The organism is Herbaspirillum rhizosphaerae (assembly GCF_001189965.1).
Taxonomy (GTDB): Bacteria; Pseudomonadota; Gammaproteobacteria; order Burkholderiales; family Burkholderiaceae_D; genus Herbaspirillum; species Herbaspirillum rhizosphaerae.
Genome location: NZ_LFLU01000028.1, coordinates 1 through 20,528, shown reverse-complemented (window position 1 = coordinate 20,528; position 20,528 = coordinate 1). Strand labels below are relative to the sequence as shown.

At 61.1% G+C, this 20,528-nt stretch carries 18 protein-coding genes; 11 read left to right on the top strand and 7 right to left on the bottom strand.

Translation table 11 applies throughout. The features are described from left to right. Nucleotides 1-67: 67 nt before the first annotated feature. Entirely contained in the window at nucleotides 68-634 is a 567-nt protein-coding gene (gene dcd, locus AKL25_RS23070) for a dCTP deaminase (protein ID WP_050480051.1), read from the top strand. Between the two features lie 101 nt (nucleotides 635-735). Here the strand turns inward: dcd and AKL25_RS23065 are convergent, their stop codons facing one another. Then, on the bottom strand, nucleotides 736-1,659 hold the full coding sequence (locus AKL25_RS23065) for a LysR family transcriptional regulator (protein WP_050480050.1): 924 nt from the start codon (nucleotides 1,657-1,659) through the stop codon (nucleotides 736-738). A gap of 186 nt (nucleotides 1,660-1,845) precedes the next feature. Between AKL25_RS23065 and AKL25_RS23060 the strand changes: the two genes are divergently transcribed. Continuing rightward, the gene (locus AKL25_RS23060) at nucleotides 1,846-2,451 is read left to right on the top strand and encodes a chromate transporter (RefSeq protein WP_050480049.1); all 606 of its coding nucleotides are present in this window, start codon (nucleotides 1,846-1,848) and stop codon (nucleotides 2,449-2,451) included. Then, nucleotides 2,448-2,972: a chromate transporter gene (locus AKL25_RS23055; protein WP_050480048.1), complete on the top strand. Its 525-nt coding sequence runs from the start codon at nucleotides 2,448-2,450 to the stop codon at nucleotides 2,970-2,972. Before AKL25_RS23060 ends, AKL25_RS23055 begins: the two co-directional genes overlap by 4 nt. Before the next feature lie 125 nt (nucleotides 2,973-3,097). On the opposite strand, the gene AKL25_RS23050 is transcribed toward AKL25_RS23055, so the two are convergent. Continuing rightward, complete coding sequence (locus tag AKL25_RS23050) at nucleotides 3,098-5,362, bottom strand: arginine/lysine/ornithine decarboxylase (protein ID WP_050480047.1); 2,265 nt, start codon at nucleotides 5,360-5,362, stop codon at nucleotides 3,098-3,100. 353 nt (nucleotides 5,363-5,715) lie between these two features. Next, nucleotides 5,716-6,219: a dihydrofolate reductase gene (locus tag AKL25_RS23040; protein ID WP_050480045.1), complete on the bottom strand. Its 504-nt coding sequence runs from the start codon at nucleotides 6,217-6,219 to the stop codon at nucleotides 5,716-5,718. 394 nt (nucleotides 6,220-6,613) lie between these two features. On the opposite strand from AKL25_RS23040, the gene AKL25_RS23035 reads away from it, so the two are divergent. From AKL25_RS23035 to AKL25_RS23020, 4 genes are all read left to right on the top strand, one after another. Further along, nucleotides 6,614-8,209 (top strand): glucan biosynthesis protein G, encoded by a 1,596-nt coding sequence (locus tag AKL25_RS23035; RefSeq protein WP_083444849.1) that lies wholly within the window; start codon nucleotides 6,614-6,616, stop codon nucleotides 8,207-8,209. After that, nucleotides 8,182-10,734: a glucans biosynthesis glucosyltransferase MdoH gene (gene mdoH / locus AKL25_RS23030; protein ID WP_050480044.1), complete on the top strand. Its 2,553-nt coding sequence runs from the start codon at nucleotides 8,182-8,184 to the stop codon at nucleotides 10,732-10,734. Before AKL25_RS23035 ends, mdoH begins: the two co-directional genes overlap by 28 nt. Further along, the gene (locus tag AKL25_RS23025; RefSeq protein WP_050480043.1) at nucleotides 10,731-11,981 is read left to right on the top strand and encodes an efflux RND transporter periplasmic adaptor subunit; all 1,251 of its coding nucleotides are present in this window, start codon (nucleotides 10,731-10,733) and stop codon (nucleotides 11,979-11,981) included. Before mdoH ends, AKL25_RS23025 begins: the two co-directional genes overlap by 4 nt. A gap of 62 nt (nucleotides 11,982-12,043) precedes the next feature. Beyond that, nucleotides 12,044-13,504 carry an efflux transporter outer membrane subunit gene (locus tag AKL25_RS23020; RefSeq protein WP_240475844.1) on the top strand — a complete coding sequence of 487 codons (1,461 nt, stop codon included), beginning with the start codon at nucleotides 12,044-12,046 and terminating at the stop codon, nucleotides 13,502-13,504. Nucleotides 13,505-13,565: 61 nt separating this feature from the next. Here the strand turns inward: AKL25_RS23020 and AKL25_RS23015 are convergent, their stop codons facing one another. Next, nucleotides 13,566-13,805 (bottom strand): hypothetical protein, encoded by a 240-nt coding sequence (locus AKL25_RS23015; protein WP_050480041.1) that lies wholly within the window; start codon nucleotides 13,803-13,805, stop codon nucleotides 13,566-13,568. Nucleotides 13,806-13,972: 167 nt separating this feature from the next. After that, nucleotides 13,973-14,671, bottom strand: a complete 699-nt coding sequence (gene aqpZ / locus AKL25_RS23010) for an aquaporin Z (protein WP_050480040.1) — start codon at nucleotides 14,669-14,671, stop codon at nucleotides 13,973-13,975. Between the two features lie 408 nt (nucleotides 14,672-15,079). Between aqpZ and AKL25_RS23005 the strand changes: the two genes are divergently transcribed. The 4 genes from AKL25_RS23005 to AKL25_RS22990 are packed head-to-tail and all read left to right on the top strand — an operon-like array spanning nucleotide 15,080 to nucleotide 18,437. Further along, complete coding sequence (locus tag AKL25_RS23005) at nucleotides 15,080-16,186, top strand: BMP family ABC transporter substrate-binding protein (protein WP_050480039.1); 1,107 nt, start codon at nucleotides 15,080-15,082, stop codon at nucleotides 16,184-16,186. 45 nt (nucleotides 16,187-16,231) lie between these two features. Beyond that, entirely contained in the window at nucleotides 16,232-16,921 is a 690-nt protein-coding gene (locus AKL25_RS23000) for a Rieske 2Fe-2S domain-containing protein (protein ID WP_050480038.1), read from the top strand. Then, nucleotides 16,918-17,811 (top strand): aromatic ring-hydroxylating oxygenase subunit alpha, encoded by an 894-nt coding sequence (locus tag AKL25_RS22995; RefSeq protein WP_050480037.1) that lies wholly within the window; start codon nucleotides 16,918-16,920, stop codon nucleotides 17,809-17,811. The genes AKL25_RS23000 and AKL25_RS22995 overlap by 4 nt, the downstream gene beginning before the upstream one ends. Continuing rightward, nucleotides 17,808-18,437, top strand: coding sequence for a glutathione S-transferase family protein (locus AKL25_RS22990; protein WP_050480036.1), 630 nt, complete (start codon nucleotides 17,808-17,810; stop codon nucleotides 18,435-18,437). Before AKL25_RS22995 ends, AKL25_RS22990 begins: the two co-directional genes overlap by 4 nt. A 3-nt stretch (nucleotides 18,438-18,440) precedes the next feature. Here the strand turns inward: AKL25_RS22990 and AKL25_RS22985 are convergent, their stop codons facing one another. Together AKL25_RS22985 and AKL25_RS22980 are read right to left on the bottom strand one after the other, a co-directional pair. Next, nucleotides 18,441-19,466 (bottom strand): LysR family transcriptional regulator, encoded by a 1,026-nt coding sequence (locus AKL25_RS22985; protein ID WP_050480035.1) that lies wholly within the window; start codon nucleotides 19,464-19,466, stop codon nucleotides 18,441-18,443. 139 nt (nucleotides 19,467-19,605) lie between these two features. Beyond that, a complete protein-coding gene (locus tag AKL25_RS22980) occupies nucleotides 19,606-20,400 on the bottom strand; it encodes a thymidylate synthase (protein ID WP_050480034.1) in 795 nt (264 codons plus the stop codon). Nucleotides 20,401-20,528 lie beyond the last annotated feature (128 nt).

The following is a 20,528-nucleotide window of genomic DNA, read 5'->3' as shown; positions in this document are numbered from 1 at the left end:
GAGGGAACGATGCTGCATTTAGCGTAAAATTGCAGCACTTTTATCGCAATTCATTTATAAAAAGACAATGGCAATCAAATCCGACAAATGGATCCGCCGCATGGCGGAAAACGAGGGAATGATCGAGCCCTTCGAGCCCGGTCAGGTGCGCGAGTCCAACGGCCAGAAGATCGTGTCCTACGGCACCTCGTCGTACGGCTACGACATCCGCTGCGCCAACGAATTCAAGATCTTCACCAACATCAACTCGACCATTGTCGATCCCAAGAATTTCGACGAAAAATCCTTCGTCGACTTCAAGGGCGATGTCTGCATCATCCCGCCGAATTCCTTCGCGCTGGCGCGCACCGTGGAATACTTCCGCATCCCGCGCAGCGTGCTGACCATTTGCCTCGGCAAGTCGACTTACGCGCGTTGTGGCATCATCGTCAACGTCACGCCTTTCGAGCCGGAATGGGAAGGCTACGTCACGCTGGAATTCTCCAACACCACGCCGCTGCCGGCCAAGATCTACGCCGGCGAAGGCTGCGCGCAGGTGCTGTTCTTCGAAAGCGACGAGATCTGCGAAACCTCGTACAAGGATCGCGGCGGCAAGTACCAGGGCCAGCATGGCGTGACTTTGCCGAAGACCTGAATCGATTTACACAGTGTGAGGCATCATGAAAAACAGCCGCATGTTCTCAGGACATGCGGCTGTTTTCGTTGGTGCGTACGCGGGACGCGCGCGATGTGTATTCAGCGTTTCTTGCCGGCCTTCGCGCACTTCCTGGCTTCGCCGATAAAGCGCTTCACCGCACCCGACTGGTCGTTGTCGCGGTAGGCCAGATGCAGCGGCGCTTTCAGTTCGGGCGCGTCTTCGATGCTGAGGTAGGCGACCGATTCCAGTTCGACATGGCGCATCGATGCCGGGATGATGGAGATGCCGAGACCCGCTGCCACCAGGCTCAGCGTCGACAGGTTCTTGCGCGCCTCCTGTTCCACGCGCGGACTGAAACCGGCGGCGCGGCAGGCGGCGATGATGGTGTCGTACAGGCCCGGTCCGCTGGGGCGGCGGTTGAGCACGAAAATCTCTTCCGCCAGCGCCGCCAGCGGCACGCTCTTGCGCCGCTTGTTGCGCACCAGCGGATGTCCCGAGGGCAGGGCCACGATCATTTCTTCGACCATCATGGTTTCGATGGTGATGTCGCTGATGTCGCCCACCGGCGAGCGGATGAAGGCGACGTCGATGCGGTTCTGGCTCAGCAGGGCGACCAGGTCGGTCGTGCTGCTTTCTTCCACGGTCAGCGCCACGTCAGGCGCAACGCCGCGGAAGGCGCGGATCACGGTCGGCACGAAGGGATGCAGCGAGGCCGACTCGGTGAAGCCGACGGCGATACGGCCGAGTTCCCCGCGTGCAATTCGTCGCACACCTGCAACGGTCGAATCGACCTGGGACAAAATAATACGCGCATCGGTGAGCAGGGCGTGGCCGCTTTCGGTCAGCTCCATGCCGCGCGGCAGGCGGTTGAACAGGGTCACGCCCAGCTCATTCTCCAGCGCTCGTATCTGTTGGCTCAGCGGCGGCTGCTGGATGCCGATGCGTTGCGCGGCCTTGGTCAGATGGCCCTCTTCGGCGACGGCGATGAAGTAGCGCAACAGGCGCAGATCGATGGATGACATATGATTTAAATATGGATGATGTGCTTGCCATATATTAGACAAAATAACTCTGCAAGAGTAGCCTTTCGTTTGTGGCGGCACAAGTCCCCGCAGAGAAGGCGAACCATCATGCACAATCAAAATATTCCCCCGGATTCCACATCCGCAACGACGTCCACGCCGGCCGCTGTCCCTGCGACGGGCGCCATGGACGGCCACGACGATCGCGCCTCCGGCCGCGTGATCCCGACCTCGAAAGACCTGTTCCTCGGCTTTCTCGGCCTCGGCATGACGGCCTTCGGCGGCGCCTTGCCGCTGGCGCATCGGATGGTCGTCGAACGTCATCGCTGGCTTACCGAAGCGGAGTTCGTCGAGTTGCTGGGTCTTTGCCAGTTCCTGCCGGGCGGCAACATCATCAACCTGTCGGTGGCGCTGGGCATGCGCTTTCGCGGCGTCAAGGGCGCCGTCTCGGCGATCTTCGGCCTGATCGCGGTGCCGTCGATGGTGGTGATCATGCTGGGCATCCTCTACCAGCATTACCAGAACGATCCCAATATCAAGCATCTGTTCGCCGGGCTGGCCGCTGCGGCCGCCGGCTTGTTGATTCAGATGGCGGTCAAGATCGCGCTGCCGCTGCGCAAGAACCTGGTGCTGGCGGCGCTGGCCACGGCCTGCTTCATCGCCATCGCCTGGCTGCGCATCCCGCTGCTGTGGACCATGCTGGTGATGACGCCGGTGAGCGTGGTGATCACGGCGAAATTCGCGGACAAGAAGGCCGCGACAGCCAATGCAGAGAAGGGAGCCGCAAAATGAGCGAAACCCTGATTTCACTGGCCCTGATTTTTTCCGAACTGTCGGTGCTGGCGTTCGGCGGCGGCAACACCATCCTGCCGGAGATGCAGCGCCAGGTGGTGGAAGTGCACCACTGGATGACGGCGGAAGATTTCAGCGCCCTGTTCGCCCTGGGGCAAGCGGCACCCGGTCCCAACCTGATGATCGTGACGCTGGTCGGCTGGCACGTGGCCGGTTTCTACGGCATGCTGGTGACGACGCTGGCCAAGTTCGGCCCCTCGTCGCTGGTGACCATCGTGATGCTGCACGTGTGGGAGCGTTTCAAGGACAAGCCATGGCGCCGCCACGTGCAATCCGGCCTGCTGCCGGTGACGGCCGGCCTGGTCGCTGCCAGCGCCGCGCTGATCGCGCACGCCTCGGTCAGCAACGGCATCCTCGCGGTAATAACCGCCGCGACCGCGGCTATCTCAATCAAGACCAAGATCCATCCGCTGTGGCTGCTGTTCGGTGGAGCGGCATCCGGGATGATTTTTTTGCGTTGAGCAGTGATCGTTTTTGACGAGCCGCAGACTGTCGGCAATAGAAAACTGATCTGAATGAAAAAAGCCGATACCGGCAATGCGGTATCGGCTTTTTTGTTTGTCTGTGAGGACAGCTTATTGATAGTTTATTGACGCACGCAATCCACAAAGTAATCGCGGCGGCCATCCACTTCGCGCTTGACCAGGCCGTGCACGTCGGTTTCGAAGCCCGGGAATTTCTCGTTGAAATCACGCGCAAACTTCAGGTAGTCGACGATGGTCTTGTTGAAGATCTCGCCCGGAATCAGCAGCGGGATGCCCGGAGGATATGGCGTCAACAGGATCGATGTAACGCGGCCTTCGAGCTCGTCCAGCGGCACGCGGTCGATTTCGCGGTGGGCCATTTTCGAGAACGCATCGGACGGCTTCATCGCCGGCTGCATGTCGGACAGGTACATCTCCGTCGTCAGGCGCGCCACGTCGTAGGCGCGGTAAGTCTCGTGGATCTGCTGGCACAGGTCGCGCAGGCCCAGGCGCTCGTAGCGCGCGTTGCGGCCCTGGTTCGCGGCGGCGAACTCGGGCAGGATGCGCCAGATCGGCTGGTTCTTGTCGTAGTCGTCCTTGAACTGCTGCAGCGCCGTCACCAGCGTGTTCCAGCGGCCCTTGGTGATGCCGATGGTGAACATGATGAAGAAGGAATACAGGCCGCATTTCTCGACGATCACGCCGTGTTCCGCCAGGTACTTGGTGACGATCGACGCCGGGATGCCGTTCTCGCCGAACTTGCCGTCGAGCGACAGGCCGGGGGTGACGATGGTGGCCTTGATCGGGTCCAGCATGTTGAAGCCCGGCGCCAGGTTGCCGAAACCGTGCCAGTCGTCTTCCGCCTTGATGACCCAGTCTTCGCGCTCGCCGATGCCGTCGGCCGAGAAGCTGTTCGGGCCCCACACCTGGAACCACCAGTCCTGGCCGAATTCCTGGTCGATCTTCTTCATGGCGCGGCGGAAGTCGAGCGCTTCGAGGATGCTTTCTTCCACCAGCGCGGTGCCGCCCGGCGCTTCCATCATCGCTGCGGCAACGTCGCAGGAGGCGATGATCGAATATTGCGGCGAGGTCGAGGTGTGCATCAGGAAGGCTTCGTTGAAGGCGTCCTGATCCAGCTGCACGGTTTCCGATTCGCGCACCAGGATTTGCGAGGCTTGCGACAGGCCGGCCAGCAGCTTGTGGGTCGACTGGGTCGAGAAGATCATCGACTTCTTGGCGCGCGGACGGTCCTTGCCGATGGCGTGCATGTCTTTGTAGAAGTCATGGAAGGTCGCGTGCGGCAGCCAGGCTTCGTCAAAGTGCAGCGTGTCGATTTCGCCGTCCAGCATTTCCTTCAGCGTTTCGACGTTGTACACCACGCCGTCGTAGGTCGATTGCGTGATGGTCAGGATGCGCGGCTTCTTGTTGACGGCTTCGCGCGCGAACGGGTTGGCTTCGATCTTCTTGCGGATGCTTTCCATCGTGAACTCTTCCAGCGGAATCGGTCCGATGATGCCGAGGTGGTTGCGCGTCGGCATCAGGAACACGGGGATTGCGCCGGTCATGATGATGGAGTGCAGGATGGACTTGTGGCAGTTGCGGTCGACCACGACGATGTCGCCCGGTGCAACCGTCGAGTGCCACACCATCTTGTTGGAGGTCGAGGTGCCGTTGGTGACGAAGTAGCAGTGGTCGGCATTGAAGATGCGCGCGGCATTGCGTTCCGAATCGGCGACCGGACCGGTGTGGTCGAGCAGCTGGCCGAGTTCTTCGACGGCGTTGCAGACGTCGGCGCGCAGCATGTTCTCGCCGAAGAATTGATGGAACATCTGGCCGATCGGCGACTTCAGGAAAGCCACACCGCCCGAGTGGCCGGGGCAGTGCCACGAATACGAACCGTCCTGCGCGTAGTGCACCAGCGCGCGGAAGAACGGCGGCGCCAGGCCGTCGAGATAGGACTTGGCTTCGCGGATGATGTGGCGCGCCACGAATTCCGGCGTGTCTTCGAACATGTGGATGAAGCCGTGCAGTTCGCGCAGGATGTCGTTGGGGATGTCGCGCGAAGTGCGGGTTTCGCCGTACAGGTAAATCGGGATGTCGGCGTTCTTGTGGCGGATTTCGCCGACGAAGGCGCGCAGCGATTTCAGCGCGAAGTCGGTTTCTTCGGACGAGCCGGCGCCGAATTCTTCATCGTCGATCGACAGGATGAAGGCGGAGGCGCGCGACTGCTGCTGGGCGAACTGCGACAGGTCGCCGTAGCTGGTCACGCCCAGCACTTCCATGCCTTCTTCCTTGATGGCGTCGGCCAGGGCGCGGATGCCCAGGCCGGAAGTGTTTTCAGAGCGGAAATCTTCGTCGATGATGACGATGGGGAAACGGAATTTCATAGGTTCTCCAGGAGAACGCATGTGGGATAAAGGTCATGCGTTCAGTTCAGTTAAAACTTCGACTGCGCCTGGGCGAAAAGCTTACGCGCTCGGACGGTTGCGGTTGGTATGAGCTTGGCAAACCGGTCAAAACTATGTCGCTGCAAAAAGGAAGCCTGGGTGGGCTTCCAGCCTAGCAGAACCTTCATGAACCTGTTGCTCACGGTGTCGTGCCGGATCGCGGCGACGGGGCAAGTGGGGCAGGTTCTAAAAAAGAAGCCGAATTTTCGCAGAAATCCAGAAATGATGGGGCGAAAACTCATGCCGATTTTGTTGAAAATCAGGGAAAAACAACAAAAAATCCCCGGACCCTTTCAGCGTCTTTCGTATGTCACAAATGCGTAGTCAAATTCCTGGCTTTCCGAACGGTGGGTTTCACGCGCCGCCTCTTGCCACAGTTGGGGATCGATGGCCGGAAAGAAAGCGTCGCAGTCGAAGCTTTTGCCGATCTCGGTGACGATCAGGCGTGTGGCCAGCGGCAGCGATTCGGCGTAGATCTGGGCGCCGCCGATGATGAAGGCGTCCGTGCCCGCGACCAGCGCCGCGGCTTCTTGCAAAGATGATACGGTTTCGACGCCGGCGTGCGACCACTCCCGATTGCGCGTGATGACGATATTACGGCGATTCGGCAAGGGGCGTCCGATGGAGTCGAAGGTCTTGCGGCCCATGATGATCGGGTGGCCCGAGGTGGTGCGCTTGAAGTGCGCCAGATCTTCCGGCAGGTGCCAGGGCAGGGTGTTGTTGATGCCGATGCCGTGCTTGCTGTCGGTGGCGACGATGACGCACAGCGCGCCGGAGGCGGAAGATGTAGGTGACATGCCGATACTTGTGTAGGATTGCCGGAAACCGGCGGGCGCCGTGTTGCGCCGCACCGGTGCTGAGGCCGCTATGTTACAGGACAGGTCCGCCGGGATGGAACTTTCTGGGAAGGAATTGCCCTTATAGAGGTATCCCCGGTAAGCGGAAAGCCCGGCCGGCTTTGCGCAAGCGATGGTTCTCCGTGGCAATAATCCTGCAATTGCGTTGCAACTGGCGGGAAGTTTTGTCGGAAGGCTGCCGGATGCTGCGCCGCCATGGCGTTTCGAGGATATTGGGGTTTATCCGGGCCGGCTTTTGGGCCAACTTGTGCAACATTGGGTAAACTACGCCATCTTTCGACACGCCGGAAGGGCGTTATCGGATAAGAAAAACTGCATGTCAGACGGAAATCCAATGTTTTTTACTTTGTATCGGCGGAGCGCCTTGAAAGCTTCCGTCAAATCGTCCCGTCTTATTGGGCAAGCTATTCATATCATCTTGCCGGCTGCGCTCACTGCGCTGCTGGCCCTTTATGCAAACAATGCGGCGGCGTTCGACTTCAACGACGTTGCCGTGCGCGCCAAGGCGCTGGCGGGCAAGTCGTACAAGAAGCCCGCCGACAAGTTGCCCAAGGAAATCAAGGATCTCAGCTACGAACAGGCCAATCAGCTGCATTTCAAACAGGACCGCGCTTACTGGCGTCCCGAGAAGCTGCCGTTCGAGTTGTCCTTCGTCCATCAGGGCGGCGCTTATGTGGAACCGGTGCGCATCAATGAAATCGTCGGAGGCGGCGTGCGCGAGATCGTGTTCAATTCGGGCCTGTTCGATTACAGCCATACGCGCATCGATCCGCGCCGCGTGCGCAATATCGGCTTTGCCGGATTCCGCATCCGCTATCCGGTCAACTCGGCCAAGGAAAAGGACGACGTTCTGACCTTCCTCGGCGCGAGCTATTTCCGCGCGATGGGCAAGGGCCAGGGCTACGGCATATCGGCGCGGGGCCTGGCGATCGACACGGCGCTGTATTCGGGCGAGGAATTTCCGCGCTTTACCGAATTCTGGCTGAGCCGTCCCAATCCCGGCGACAAGGAACTGACGATCTATGCGCTGCTGGATTCGCCGCGCGCCACCGGCGCCTATCGCTTCGTGCTGCGCCCCGGCGTGGATACGACCATCGACGTCAAGGCGCAGCTTTACCTGCGCGCCAACGTCACCAAGCTCGGCATCGCACCGCTGACCAGCATGTTCTTCTTCGGCGAAAACCAGAACGGTCCGGCCGACGACTTCCGTCCGGAAGTGCATGACTCCGACGGTTTGTCGATCCAGTCCGGCACCGGCGAATGGATCTGGCGTCCGCTGGTCAATCCCAAGCGTTTGCTGGTGACCGCGTTCAGCCTCGACAATCCGCTCGGCTTCGGCCTGATGCAGCGCGATCGCCAGTTCTCCAGTTATGAAGACCTGGACTATCACTACGAAGCGCGTCCAAGCACCTGGATCGAACCCAAGGGCAAATGGGGCGCGGGCCGGGTCGAGCTGGTGCAGATTCCGACGCCGGACGAAACCAACGACAACATCGTGGCCTACTGGATGCCGAACAGCATGCCCAAGCAGGGCCAGCCGTTCAACGTCGAGTACAAGATGTACTGGCAGAAAGAAACGGAAAAGAAACCGCCGCTGGCCTGGGTGGCGCAAACGCGCCTTGGTCACGGCTACCGCGCCAAGAGCGACGATACGATAGGCATGTCGATAGACTTCGACGGCACGGCACTCAAGAAACTGCCGGCCAATGCCAGGGTGGAGGGGACAGTGGAGAGTGACGGCAACGGCAAGGTGGTCAGCGTGACGACCCGCCGCAATGACGTCACCGGCGGCTGGCGCATGGAGTTGAAACTGCGCCGCAATGAAGATAACAAGCCGGTCGAACTGCGTGGATTCCTGAGGAACGCTGCGCAAAACGGTCCCGGCGCAACCCTGTCCGAAACGTGGAGCTACATATTACCCCCCAACTGAGGCAAGCCTCTGAAACATCGCAACAACTGGAGCGCTATCTCGACCGTCTGCCGCTGACGCCTGAACAGCGCCGGGCGCTGGCCGCCCGCGCGGGCGAGTTGGATTCCGGCGACGCCATGCGCGACCTGCACGGGCTGCTGGCGGGAGATAACGGGGCATCCGCTAGCGTGTCCGACAATCCGGCGCAGGACTCGGTTGCCGCACGGCTTGAGCTGCTGTATCCGCAGGGCGCCGCCAAGGCCATCGCCACGCAGATACCGGCTGCTGCCGGCGCGGTCCCGGGGCCCGGCGACGACATCAAGGTCGCGCCGCCGCTCAATCGCAAATCCATGGTGCCGCGTCCCTGGGGCACGCTCAATCCGCTCTCGCGCTGGGTCGAAGAAGCCACGCGCAAATTCGAGCAGCGCGCCGCCCGCCGCAAGGGCCTGCCGCTGAAAGAGCCGGTCTTCATCGAAGACACGCTGGACCTGCCCGATTCACCCGATCCGCGCGGCTACTGGACCCACAGCGGCAACGTGCGCCGCATCGTGCTGCTGGTCCTGATGCTGATGCAAAGCGCGCTGGCGACTTACTTCATGAGCGACGTTTTGCCCTACCACGGCGAGAAGCCGCTGGAGATGGTAGTGCTGGCGCTGTTCGCCTTGCTGTTCTGCTGGGTGTCGGCGGGCTTCTGGACGGCCATGACCGGCTTCCTGGTGCTCATGCGCGGCGACGATCCCTACCTGATCTCGCACGAACAGGCCGGCCCCAAATGGATCGCGCCGGGAGCGCGCACCGCCATCGTCATGCCGATCTGCAACGAAGATGTGGCGCGCGTGTTTGCCGGCTTGCGCGCGACCTATGAATCGGTGGAGCGCCACGGCGATCTTGATCGTTTCGATTTCTTCGTCCTCAGCGACAGCGGCGAGTCCGACATCTGCGCCGCCGAGACGCAAGCCTGGGCCAATCTGTGCAAGGACGTCGGCGGTTTCGGCCGCATCTTCTATCGGCATCGCCGCCGCCGCGTCAAACGCAAGAGCGGCAACATCGACGATTTCTGCCGGCGCTGGGGCGCCGATTATCGCTACATGCTGGTGCTCGACGCCGACAGCGTGATGAGCGGCCAATGCCTGTCGACGCTGGTGCGCCTGATGGAAGCGCATCCCAGCGCCGGCATCATCCAGACTGCGCCGCGCGCTGCCGGACGCGACACGCTGTATGCGCGCATCCAGCAATTCTCGACGCGCGTCTACGGTCCCTTGTTCACCGCCGGCCTGCACTACTGGCAACTGGGCGAGTCGCATTATTGGGGCCACAACGCCATCATCCGCCTCGAACCGTTCATGAAGCATTGCGCGCTGGCGCCGCTGCCCGGCGACGGCAATCTGTCCGGAGCTATTCTCTCGCATGACTTTGTCGAGGCCTCGCTGATGCGTCGCGCCGGCTGGTCGGTGTGGATCGCTTACGACCTCGACGGCAGTTACGAAGAAATGCCGCCCAACCTGCTCGACGAACTCAGCCGCGACCGCCGCTGGTGCCAGGGCAACCTGATGAACTTCCGCCTGTTCCTGGCGCGCGGCATGCACATCGTGCATCGCGCGGTGTTCGTCACCGGCGTGATGGCGTATTTGTCGGCGCCGCTGTGGGCCTTGTTCCTGGCCTTGTCGACGGTGCTGCTGGCGACGCATACGCTGATCGATCCGCAATACTTCGTCGAGCCGCGCCAGCTGTTCCCGATCTGGCCCGAGTGGCATCCGGAGAAGGCATTGGCGCTGGTCTCGGCGACCGCCACCATCCTGTTCCTGCCGAAGATCCTGAGCGTGTTGTTGATCATCGCCAAGGGCGCAAAAGGATATGGCGGCGCGGTGCGCGTGACGCTGAGCATGTTCATCGAACTGCTGTTTTCGATGATGCTGGCGCCGGTGCGCATGCTGTTCCACACGCGCTTCGTGCTCGGCGCTTTCCTCGGCTGGGCGTTGAGCTGGAAGTCGCCGCCGCGCGCCGACAATGAAACCGGCTGGGGCGAAGCCTTGCGTCGCCACGGCGTGCATTCGGTGCTCGGTGTGGCTTGGGGCGCGACCGTTTACTGGCTCAATCCCTCGTTCATCTGGTGGCTGATGCCGATCGCCGGTTCGCTGGCCTTGTCGGTGCCGCTGTCGGTGCTGTCGAGCCGGGTGTCCTTCGGTCGCCTGTTCCGGCGTTCCAAGCTGTTTTCGATTCCCGAAGAAGTCGACGCGCCCCGCGAGTTGCGCGACACGGTGTCGCACCTGAATGCGACCGCGCCCTTGCCGGGCTTCATCGACGCCGTCGTCGATCCGTCCGTCAACGCGCTGGTGTGCGCCAGCGCCCACGACCATCCGCGCATGCCGGCAGTCAGCCGCGGCGCGGGCGATTCGCTGGTGCTGCAAGCGCTGCGCCGCGGGCCGGCGGTATTGACCGAGAAACAGAAGCACACGCTGCTGGATGATCCGCGCCTGTTGTCGGAGCTGCATCTGGCGGTCTGGAGTCAGCCGACGCGGCATTCATCCTGGATGGTGGCGAAATGAGGAGAGACGACGTGGAAGACATGTCCGACATGACCGCAGAAAATCGCCACTTGGCCGATCCGGTCGCCGTGCCCGATGAGCGCCGGCGCAGGCTGATCCGCCGCGGCTGGAGCGCGCTGGCCTTGCTGCTGGTGGTATCGGCCGGCGTGGTCGGCTGGTACGGCTATCGCCAGCGTCATCCGCAACCGGTGCCGGTCCGGCTGGAAACCGTTATCGCCGAACGCGCCGACATCGAGCAGGTCGTCAACGCCACCGGCAACGTCGCCATGCAGAGTTACGTCGACGTCGGCACCAAGGTCACCGGACAGATTTCAGACGTCTACGTCGGTATCGGCGAAGCGGTCAAGGAAGGCAAGCTGCTGGTGGCCATCTCGCCGGTGGTGCAAGCCGGCCGCGCTGAAAACAACCGCGCCCAGATGGCGCGCCTCAAGGCGGAACTGGCGGGGCAAAACGCCCAGCTCGATTTCGCCCAGCTGCAATTCCAGCGCCAGACGCAATTGAAGGCCGAGAACGCCACGCGTGAAGAAGCCTTCGAGTCCAGCCGCATGGGCATGTATTCCGCTGCCGCCAAGGTCGACGCCATCAACGCGCAGATCCAGCAGCTTGATGCCACCATGAAGGAAGACGAGGCGGTGCAGAAGCAGACCAAGATCGTCGCGCCCATCAGCGGCACGGTGGTGGCCTTGTCGGCGCGCATCGGCCAGACCCTGTCGGCCAATCAGGATGTGCTCATGCGCATTTCGGATCTGAGCAAGATGAGCGTGCAGGCGCGCGTGGCGGAAGAAGACGTGACCCAGTTGCACAAGGGCATGACGGCCTACTTCAGCACGCCCGGCTATCCCGGCAAGCGCTGGGCCGGCAAGCTGCGGCAGATCATGCTGCTGCCGGCGGACGACACCGGCAAGCAAGGCAAGAAAGCGTTTTACACGGTATTGTTCGATGTCGCCAATCCCAGCCGCGAATTGATGGCCGGCATGACGGCAGACGTTTTCTTCGTGCTGTCCAGGGTGGAACATGCGGTGACGATTCCCGCATCGCTGGTCGTCAAGCCGGACAACAAGGGCATGCAAAAGCTGAAGATCCTGCACGCCGACGGTAAGCTCGAAACGCGCGACGTCAGGATCGGCATCCGCAACGCCGACAAGGCGCAGGTCGTTTCCGGGCTGGCGGAAGGGGAGCAGGTATTGTTGCCGGCATCTGTGGCGGCGCCATCTTCCGCAGCACGCACCGGCGACAAAGCCGGTTAATTTTTTTCAGCCCCCAATTTTGCTACAGGTTTTTCATGGCGTTTTTCTCCGGTGACCATTCGATGAAGCCCCTCAGCGCGGCCGTGCTGGCGTTGATGCTGGCCGGTTGTGCTGCGACCCAGGTCGACGTCGAGCCGGTGCAAAAGGTGGACGTGCCGACACAGTGGAGCGATCCCTCGGTTGCCGCGTCGAGCGCCGGCGCCGACAGCGCCGGACAGATCGTCCTCGATGCCGACTGGTGGAAGCAGTTCGGCAGCACCGAACTGAGCAGCCTGGTCACCGAAGGACAAAAAAACAATTTCGAAATCGCCGCCGCCATGTCGCGCGTGCGCCAGGCCGAAGCCAACGCCCGCATCGCCGGCGCGCCCTTGCTGCCGGATGCCGACATCGCCTCCAGCGCCAACCGTAGTCTGCCGCTCAGCGGCGGCACCGCGACCACCAGCGCCAGCGGCATGCTGGAGATCAATTATGAGGTCGACTTCTGGGGCAAGAACAAGGCCGGCCTCGCCGCTGCGGAAGCTTCGCTGCGCGCCAATATCTACGATCGCGAAACCGTCGCGCTGACGGTGACCAGCGGCATCGTCTCGACCTTCCTGCAAGTGCTGTCGCTGCGCGACCGTTTGCAGATTGCCCAGCAAAACGTCGCCAATGCCCAGCGCGTGCTCAAGCTGGTCGAATCGCAGAGCCGCGCCGGCGCCGCCTCGCCGCTCGATCTGGCACGTCAGCGTTCGGCCCTGGCGAACCAGCAGGCCGCGCTTCCCGACCTGATGCAGCAAGAGCGCGACGCACAGACGGCGCTGGCGACCTTGCTCGGCCGTCCGCCGCAAAGTTTTATCGTCAATGAAAAAGGCTTGGCGGCGATCCAGATGCCGAAGATCGCGCCCGGTTTGCCGTCGGAACTGCTGACGCGCCGCCCCGATATCCGCCGCGCCGAAGCGCGTCTGGCCGAAGCCAACGCCAACGTTGCGGTGGCGCGCGCGGCGCTGTTCCCCAGCATCCGCCTGACCGGCTCCACCGGCGCGCAAAGCAATGCCTTGCTGTCGCTGTTCGACGGTCCCAATCTGCTGGCCAACCTCGGCGCATCGCTGACCGCGCCGATCTTCGACGCCGGCCGCCTGAGCAGCCAGCGCGATCTCGCCATCGCACAAAAGCAGGAACTGGTGCAGGTCTACCGTTCGGCAGTCGTCAGCGGCTTGTCGGAAGTGGAAAAATCACTGGGGGCGATTCGCAGCCTGGAAGAGCGCTACCGCCTCAAGAACCAGGAAGTCGATCAGGCGCGCTTTGCGTTCGAGCTGTCGGAAATCCGCTATCGCGTCGGCGCCGAAGATCTGATGGTGGTGCTGGATACGCAGCGGATACTGTCGGAAGCGCAAAACCAGCTGGGGCAGATCAAGCTGCAACGCTTGCAGGCGACAGTCTCGCTCTACAAGGCCCTGGGCGGTGGATGGAAGGATGACGCGCAATACGGCAATCCTGCCACGGGCTTCGGAGGCACGCCGGAGAAGGCCCGGGGAGCGTCCTGATTTCTCGCGGCGGTCCGGTGCAGCGTCCGGACCTGCTTCAATTCAATACGGCAATGGCAGCTCAGAACAGAAGGGCGGTCGTGGCCGGACCGACATCGACCTCCTGCATGTCGCGGCGCGCACTGCGGCCGATCCCGGTCGTTTCGCGGGATAGCGCCCACGGATACAGCAATCCCAATCCCGTCATCGCCGCTGCGGCTGCAAACGCAAAGGCATCCCACTGCGACTGAGCCGGCAGCGCCAGGATGGCGATCACAGCCACGGAGGTCAGGATAGCAATCGATTTCGGAAGGTTGCGCATGACGGAATCCTTTGAATGTCTGTCGATGCACTATAGATGCTGCGGTGCGCAAAGTGAAATAACTATTACAACTTAGCTAAGCACCGATTTGACTTAACGCCGGCAGGCGAGGGGATCGCTGTTGATGAAGAGAAAGAGCCGCAGCTTGCGTGCGGCTCCTTCCGCGCTTACTGCTCTTCCGTCATGAAGGGATAGACCGCCCCGGCAATCGCCGCACCGACCATCGGCGCCACCCAGAACAGCCACAGCTGCTGCAAAGCCCAGCCGCCGACGAACAGCGCTGGCCCGGTCGAACGGGCAGGGTTCACCGAAGTGTTCGTCACGGGAATCGAGATCAGATGGATCAGCGTCAGCGCCAGGCCGATGGCGATCGGCGCAAAACCTGCCGGTGCGCGCTTGTCGGTCGAGCCGAGGATGACGATCAGGAAGATGAAGCTCAGCACCACTTCCGTCACAAACGCTGCCGCCTGCGAATACTGTCCCGGCGAGTGTTCGCCAAAACCGTTGGCGGCGAATCCGCTGGCCACCAGATCAAAGCCCGGCTTGCCCGAAGCGATGTAGGCCAGCACGGCGCTGGCGATGACCGCGCCGACCACTTGCGCGACGATATACGGAATCACATCCTTCGCTGCAAAGCGACGGCCTATCGTCAGCCCGACGGTGATCGCCGGATTGAAGTGGCCGCCCGAGATGTGGCCCAGCGCATACGCACCGGTCAGCACCGTCAGGCCGAAGGCCAGCGCCACGCCGGCAAAACCGATCCCCAGGCCAGGGAACGCTGCGGCCAGTACGGCACTGCCGGCGCCGCCCAGCACCAGCCAGAAGGTCCCGAGGCTCTCCGCCGTCATTCGTTTCAGTAAACTCATGTTCTTCTCCTTTTCCATAGCGCAAATAAAAACCGGCTGCGTGAGCCGGTGTCCTTGAGTGGAATTTTGCCGTCGTCGCCTGCCGGACGCGGAGGCGTCTTGCAGGCTGCAGGCGCAAATCCTGCGCGAGTATAGTTTTTGGGAATGCATTGGAAAGGCGGATTTACGCGTTGTTACCGAAAGACAGAATTTTCGTTATTTGCATCGATTTTTTATTTCAGATGAATGAAATATGCCGAACAAAACTCAGATTTTTTTCTGAGTGCTCGTTTGGCAATATTTTTTGCCATGGCCGCAGTCGTCCGCTGTGCCCCATCGTTTCAAAATTGAAAAGCAGATGCGCATGCGCCCTGTTGATCCTCCCGGTTTGCCGACGCAATAATGCAGCACCGACAACAAGGAGCAACCATGGGATTCAATCGCCGCACTTTTCTCAAGCATGCTGCAGCAAGCGCAGTACCGGTTTCGCTGATGGGGCAGTCCTTACCTGCGTTTGCAGCCTCTTCTGTTTCCGCGCCGCTCAAAGTCGGCGTGGTCCATGTATCCGCCGTCGGCGACTACGGCTGGGCCAAACAGCATGATCTGGCGCGGCAGGCGATTGATGCTGCTTTTCCGGGCCGGGCGCAAACCATGGCAATCACCAATATTTTTAATCCTTTGGATGCCGAGCGTGTCTTCCGCGATCTCGCCGGACAGGGGCATCAGCTGATTTTCGGCACCAGTTTTTCGCACATGACGCCGATCATGAAGGTGGCGCGCGAGTTTCCCGACGTTCGCTTCGAGCACTGTTCTGGCCTGCACACGCTGGGCAATCTTTCCACCTTCGAAGCACGCTATTACGAAGGTTCATATCTTGCCGGCATCGCTGCCGCTTCGGTCAGCAAGAGCAAGATCCTTGGCTTCATCGGCGGTTTTCCGATTCCGGATCTGATCGCCACCGCGAATGCCTTCTTGCTGGGGGCGCGTTCGGTCGATCCGACTATCGTCTGCAAAGTAGTCTGGCTCAATACCTGGATCGATCCGGCCAAGGAGCGCGAAGCTGCCGCCTCCCTGCTGGCTTCGCATGCCGACGTCCTGCTGTCGACCTCCGGCGACATCACCGGCGTCAAGGTGGCGGAAGAAAAGGGTGCGTGGAGCGTCGGCTATGCCAGCGATTTCCGCAAATTCGCTCCGAAGGGGCAACTGACTTCATTCACCCTCGATTGGTCCGGCGTCTACGTCGAAGCAGCGCGGCGCGTGCTGGACAACAACTGGGTCGCCACCGATCGCTGGGACGGCGTGCGGGCGGGCATCGTCAAGATGGCGCCTTACAATCCCGCCATCCCTGCTGCCGGCATGGAACGCTTGCGCGCGTATGAAGCACGCCTTGCGGCCGGAACGGTGCGTCCGTTCACCGGTCCGGTGAAGGACACCGGCGGCAAGCAGCGCCTTGCCGCCGGAGCAGCGCTGGCGGACGCCGATATACGCAAAATGGATTGGTACGTCGAAGGCATACTTGGTGCTTTCACCACTTGAACATTGAATATTGACATTGAGCATTGACATTTGAAGGAGCATCGCATGACGGTTTCACAAGCACTCGCTCTGAGCAATGCGGTGGAGTGCAGTCAGGTCATCCTGGCGCGCGCGCCGGAGCTGGAAATGGCGTTGTGGCGCGATTCCACCGGAGCGCTGCACGCCAACCAGAACCGTTGTCCGCACCGTGGCATGCGCCTGCATTTCGGCTTCGTTCGCGACGACCGCCTCAATTGCCTTTATCACGGCTGGTCCTACGATCATCAGGGCCAATGCAAATACATCCCGGCGCATCCGTCGCACACGCCGTCCAATGTGATCTTCCTGCAGACGCATGGCGTGCAGGAAGCGCACGGCATTATCTGGAGAGGGCAAGCGCCCGCCATGCCTGAACACCTTGCCGCAATGCGCAGCACCCCGGTGCGTTCGGTTTATCTTGCTGCCGCGTTGACGCAGGTGCGCGCGGCCATGTCGTCCTTGTCGTTCGACGCGCCCGACGCGCATGGCCTGCTGCATGCCGGCCTCGATGAGAACGCCGGATACTGGCTGCCAGCCGATGGCAACGCACCGCAAAACGGCTGTCTGTACGCCTTGCAAGACGCCGGCGAAGGCAAGACCGGCATCCATCTTGCCGCCCTGACACCAGCCGGTGTAACGGCACCGACGGCCTGGCTGCTGGCGTTGTCGTCGCAGCTGCAGCGGGTGCAACTGACACTGAAAGGAGGCGCATCATGAGCAAGACCACCGACCCGGTCGCCTTGCGCGAATGGATCGTTATCGGCGCGATTACCGATGTGCAGCAAGCTGTGCCTTATCGCACGCGCGTATTGGGACAAGAGATTGTCTGTCTGCGCAAGGACGATGTGTTTGAGGTGCACGAGTTGCATGAGCTGGACGGCGACCTGACGCCGCAACGCCCGGTACAGGTTCGCACGCGTTACGGCCATGTCTGGGTCTGCCTTGCCGGCGAAGCCAGGCCGATGATCGAAGTGGAAGAATTCGCCGATCCGCGGCGCCGCATGATCACTTGGGGCGGCGTCTACGTGCGTACCTCGCCGCAGCGGCTGGTCGAGAATTTCCTCGACATGGGACATTTCCCGTTTGTGCACACCGGCATTCTCGGCGCCGAACCGGTGACGGAAATCCGCGATTACAAAGTAGAACTACGCGCGGAAGAGGCTGAAATCTGGGCCACCGAATGCATGTTCTATCAGCCGAAAGCATCAACGGCAGCGGACACCGGACGCGATACCTCCTATATCTATCGCACTTCGGGCCCGTTCGTCGTCGTGCTTTACAAGACGGCGGAAGAAGAGGGCGCCTTCGACAACATCGGCATGCTGGTGCAGCCGCTCGATGAAGAGCACTGCCGCGTGTTCGGCTATACCCTGTTGCTTGAAGCGCATACGACCGATACCGAGGCGCTGCATTTTCAGCAGACGGTATTTCTGCAAGACCGCCTGATCCTGGAGCAGCAGACGCCGCGACGCATCCCGCTCTATGAAAAAAATGAAATCCCGGCTCGCGCCGACGCGGCCAGTGTCGGCTATCGCCGCTGGTTGCGCGCAGTGGGCATGCAATTCGGCGTCTTGCCGCAGCAAGTGAAAGAAGGATCGCCGCAATGAAGCTTTACGACTATGAGATTTCCGGCAGCTGCTACAAGGTGCGCCTGTTGCTGTCGATGCTGAATCTTCCCTATGAAAAAGTCGCCGTCGATTTCTATCCCGGCAAGGCGCATCGCCAGCCCGATTTCCTGCGTATCAATCCGCTCGGACAGATTCCAGTGCTGGTTGACGGCGACCTTGTGTTGCGCGACGCCCAGGCGATCTTGCTCTACATCGCCGCACGCTACGACGCAAGCTCCACCTGGTATCCCGCCGACCCGGCAACGCAAGGGCGCATCGCCATGTGGCTGGCATTTGCCGGCGGCGAGCTGATGCAGATTTCGGCCGTGCGTTTGCATGACATGTTGATGGGATATGAACATATCGATGCCGCCGCTGCGCGCAGCGGCGCGCACAAGGCGCTGGCGATCCTCGACCAGCATCTGGCGGAATGCGAAATACGCGGTCAGCAATGGATCGCAGCGGCGCATCCGACCATCGCCGACATCGCCTGTTTTGCCTATCCGGCCTTATGCCATGATGGCGGCATCGACCGTTCCGCCTATCACAACATCAATCGCTGGCTGCGCAGAGTGCGGGCGTTGCCGGGATTCATCGTGATGCCGGGCGTACCCGCTTACGCCTGAGTTTTACAGGGCGGCGGCGACAGTTGCCGTCGCTGTTTTCGCCGCCATGCCGCCGACCTGATTCTTGCGGCCCAGCACGACGTACATCATGAAGGTCTCGGTGCTGGAGAAATTGTCGGCCATCAGGTTGACGAACGCCTTCAGCTTTTCCGAGGCGTGGCGTTGCTTCTGGTAGACGCAATACACCGGCAAGGTTACCGACGCCCATTCAGGCAAGACCGGCACCAGCACCCCGGCGTCGACTTCCACGCGCGTGAAAAAATCCGGCAGGTAAGAGATGCCGTAGCCGTCGATGCAGAACGTCTTGTCCACCCAATAATCGTTGCTCACCACCGTGCAGGCAGGCGCGACTTCTGCGCATTCACGTCCGCGATAGAAGCGCCACTTGCCGTCGCTCAGTTCGTCGCTGCGCACGTTGGTGCGATGACTGGACAGCTCTCCCGGATGTTGCGGCGCGCCGTGCTGCTGGAGATAAGCGGGGCTGGCATACAAGCGGCAGTGGAAGGAACCGATGCGTTTGGCGATCAGGTTGGGATGGTCGGGCGGTGTGGTGCACACAAAGCAATCCGCCTCGTCAGGGAACACCGGATTCAGTTTGTCTTCCACGATGCGCAGATGACAGCGCACGTTGGGATAGAGCGACATGTAGCGTTCGACGGCAGGCGCGACAAATGTCGTGCTGAAATAATTGGTAGTCATCAGATGCAGTTCGCCGCTGACGCCCTGGCTCAGATTCTGCACGTCGATCAATACCGTTTCAAGATCGGTCTGCATGTTGCGCATCAGGCGCGAACCGCGATCGTAAAGCAAACGTCCGGCCTCTGTCAGCGTCGCCTTGCGCGAGGTGCGGATGAACAGTTGTTGTCCGAGCAAGTCCTCCAGTCGCGCCATCTGCCGGCTCAGCGTCGCCTTGGAAATCCCGCTCTCTTCCTCCGCCTGCGACAAGGTGCCGCAGCGCGCCACCAGCACGAAACTCTCGACCAGACGCAGGTCGATGCCCAGTTCGCTGTACTTTTCGATTGCTCCCATACGTCTCGCCATTGGTCGTGTTGATCGCCGGAATCGGCGTACTCAGGGCAAGCAAGATTCATGCACATGATTGTCGCGGCCCAAATAAAAACGCCTGCATGGCGGCAGGCGTTTTCTTGGGACAAGCAGAACAGGAGGATCAGACCGCGACCGGCGCCTTGATGTGGGCCTGCGCTTCGTAACCGGTGATTTCGAAGTCGTCGAATTGGTAGCCGAAGATGGTTTCCGGCTTGCGCTTGATGTGCAATTTCGGCAAGGGGCCTGGTGTGCGGGCGAGTTGTTCCTGCACTTGTTCCATGTGGTTGGAATACAGATGGCAATCGCCGCCGGTCCAGACGAAGTCGCCGACATCGAGGCCGGTCTGTTGCGCAACCATGTGCGTCAGCAGCGCGTAGGACGCGATGTTGAACGGCACGCCGAGGAAGATATCGGCGCTGCGCTGGTACAACTGGCAGGACAGCTTGCCGTCGGCGACGTAGAACTGGAAGAAAGCATGACAAGGCGGCAACTTCATCTGCGGGATGTCGGCCACGTTCCATGCCGACACGATCAGGCGGCGCGAGTCCGGGTTGTTCTTGATCTGGCTGACGACTTGGGCGATCTGGTCGATATGCTCGCCGTTCGGCGCCGGCCAGGAACGCCATTGGTAGCCGTAGATCGGTCCCAGGTTGCCTTCCGGATCGGCCCACTCGTCCCAGATCTTGACGCCGTTTTCTTTCAGATAAGCAATATTGGTCGAGCCGGCCAGGAACCAGATCAGCTCATGGACGATGGACTTGATATGCAGCTTCTTGGTGGTCAGCAGGGGGAAACCTTCCTGCAGGTTGAAGCGCATCTGGTGGCCGAAGACGGAACGGGTGCCGGTGCCGGTGCGGTCGGTTTTTTCGGTGCCATGTTCGTAGACATGGCGCATGAAATCGAGGTATTGGCGCATGGGGATTGGTGCTGATGGAATGAGGGGGATTGTAACTTATTTGGCAGTTGGGGCCATTTTGGCAGGGTGTTTTGTTCCGACTGGCTTGCTGTACCTAAGTGATTCTTTTCTTTCTTCGGACAACCCTG

Bases quoted from the DNA above. Each gene is read 5' to 3' on its own strand.
- dcd (WP_050480051.1), top strand. From the start codon at position 68: ATGGCAATCAAATCCGACAAATGGATCCGCCGCATGGCGGAAAACGAG.
- AKL25_RS23065 (WP_050480050.1), bottom strand. From the start codon at position 1,659: ATGTCATCCATCGATCTGCGCCTGTTGCGCTACTTCATCGCCGTCGCC.
- AKL25_RS23060 (WP_050480049.1), top strand. From the start codon at position 1,846: ATGGACGGCCACGACGATCGCGCCTCCGGCCGCGTGATCCCGACCTCG.
- AKL25_RS23055 (WP_050480048.1), top strand. From the start codon at position 2,448: ATGAGCGAAACCCTGATTTCACTGGCCCTGATTTTTTCCGAACTGTCG.
- AKL25_RS23050 (WP_050480047.1), bottom strand. From the start codon at position 5,362: ATGAAATTCCGTTTCCCCATCGTCATCATCGACGAAGATTTCCGCTCT.
- AKL25_RS23040 (WP_050480045.1), bottom strand. From the start codon at position 6,219: ATGTCACCTACATCTTCCGCCTCCGGCGCGCTGTGCGTCATCGTCGCC.
- AKL25_RS23035 (WP_083444849.1), top strand. From the start codon at position 6,614: ATGTTTTTTACTTTGTATCGGCGGAGCGCCTTGAAAGCTTCCGTCAAA.
- AKL25_RS23025 (WP_050480043.1), top strand. From the start codon at position 10,731: ATGAGGAGAGACGACGTGGAAGACATGTCCGACATGACCGCAGAAAAT.
- AKL25_RS23020 (WP_240475844.1), top strand. From the start codon at position 12,044: ATGAAGCCCCTCAGCGCGGCCGTGCTGGCGTTGATGCTGGCCGGTTGT.
- AKL25_RS23015 (WP_050480041.1), bottom strand. From the start codon at position 13,805: ATGCGCAACCTTCCGAAATCGATTGCTATCCTGACCTCCGTGGCTGTG.
- aqpZ (WP_050480040.1), bottom strand. From the start codon at position 14,671: ATGAGTTTACTGAAACGAATGACGGCGGAGAGCCTCGGGACCTTCTGG.
- AKL25_RS23005 (WP_050480039.1), top strand. From the start codon at position 15,080: ATGGGATTCAATCGCCGCACTTTTCTCAAGCATGCTGCAGCAAGCGCA.
- AKL25_RS23000 (WP_050480038.1), top strand. From the start codon at position 16,232: ATGACGGTTTCACAAGCACTCGCTCTGAGCAATGCGGTGGAGTGCAGT.
- AKL25_RS22995 (WP_050480037.1), top strand. From the start codon at position 16,918: ATGAGCAAGACCACCGACCCGGTCGCCTTGCGCGAATGGATCGTTATC.
- AKL25_RS22990 (WP_050480036.1), top strand. From the start codon at position 17,808: ATGAAGCTTTACGACTATGAGATTTCCGGCAGCTGCTACAAGGTGCGC.
- AKL25_RS22985 (WP_050480035.1), bottom strand. From the start codon at position 19,466: ATGGGAGCAATCGAAAAGTACAGCGAACTGGGCATCGACCTGCGTCTG.
- AKL25_RS22980 (WP_050480034.1), bottom strand. From the start codon at position 20,400: ATGCGCCAATACCTCGATTTCATGCGCCATGTCTACGAACATGGCACC.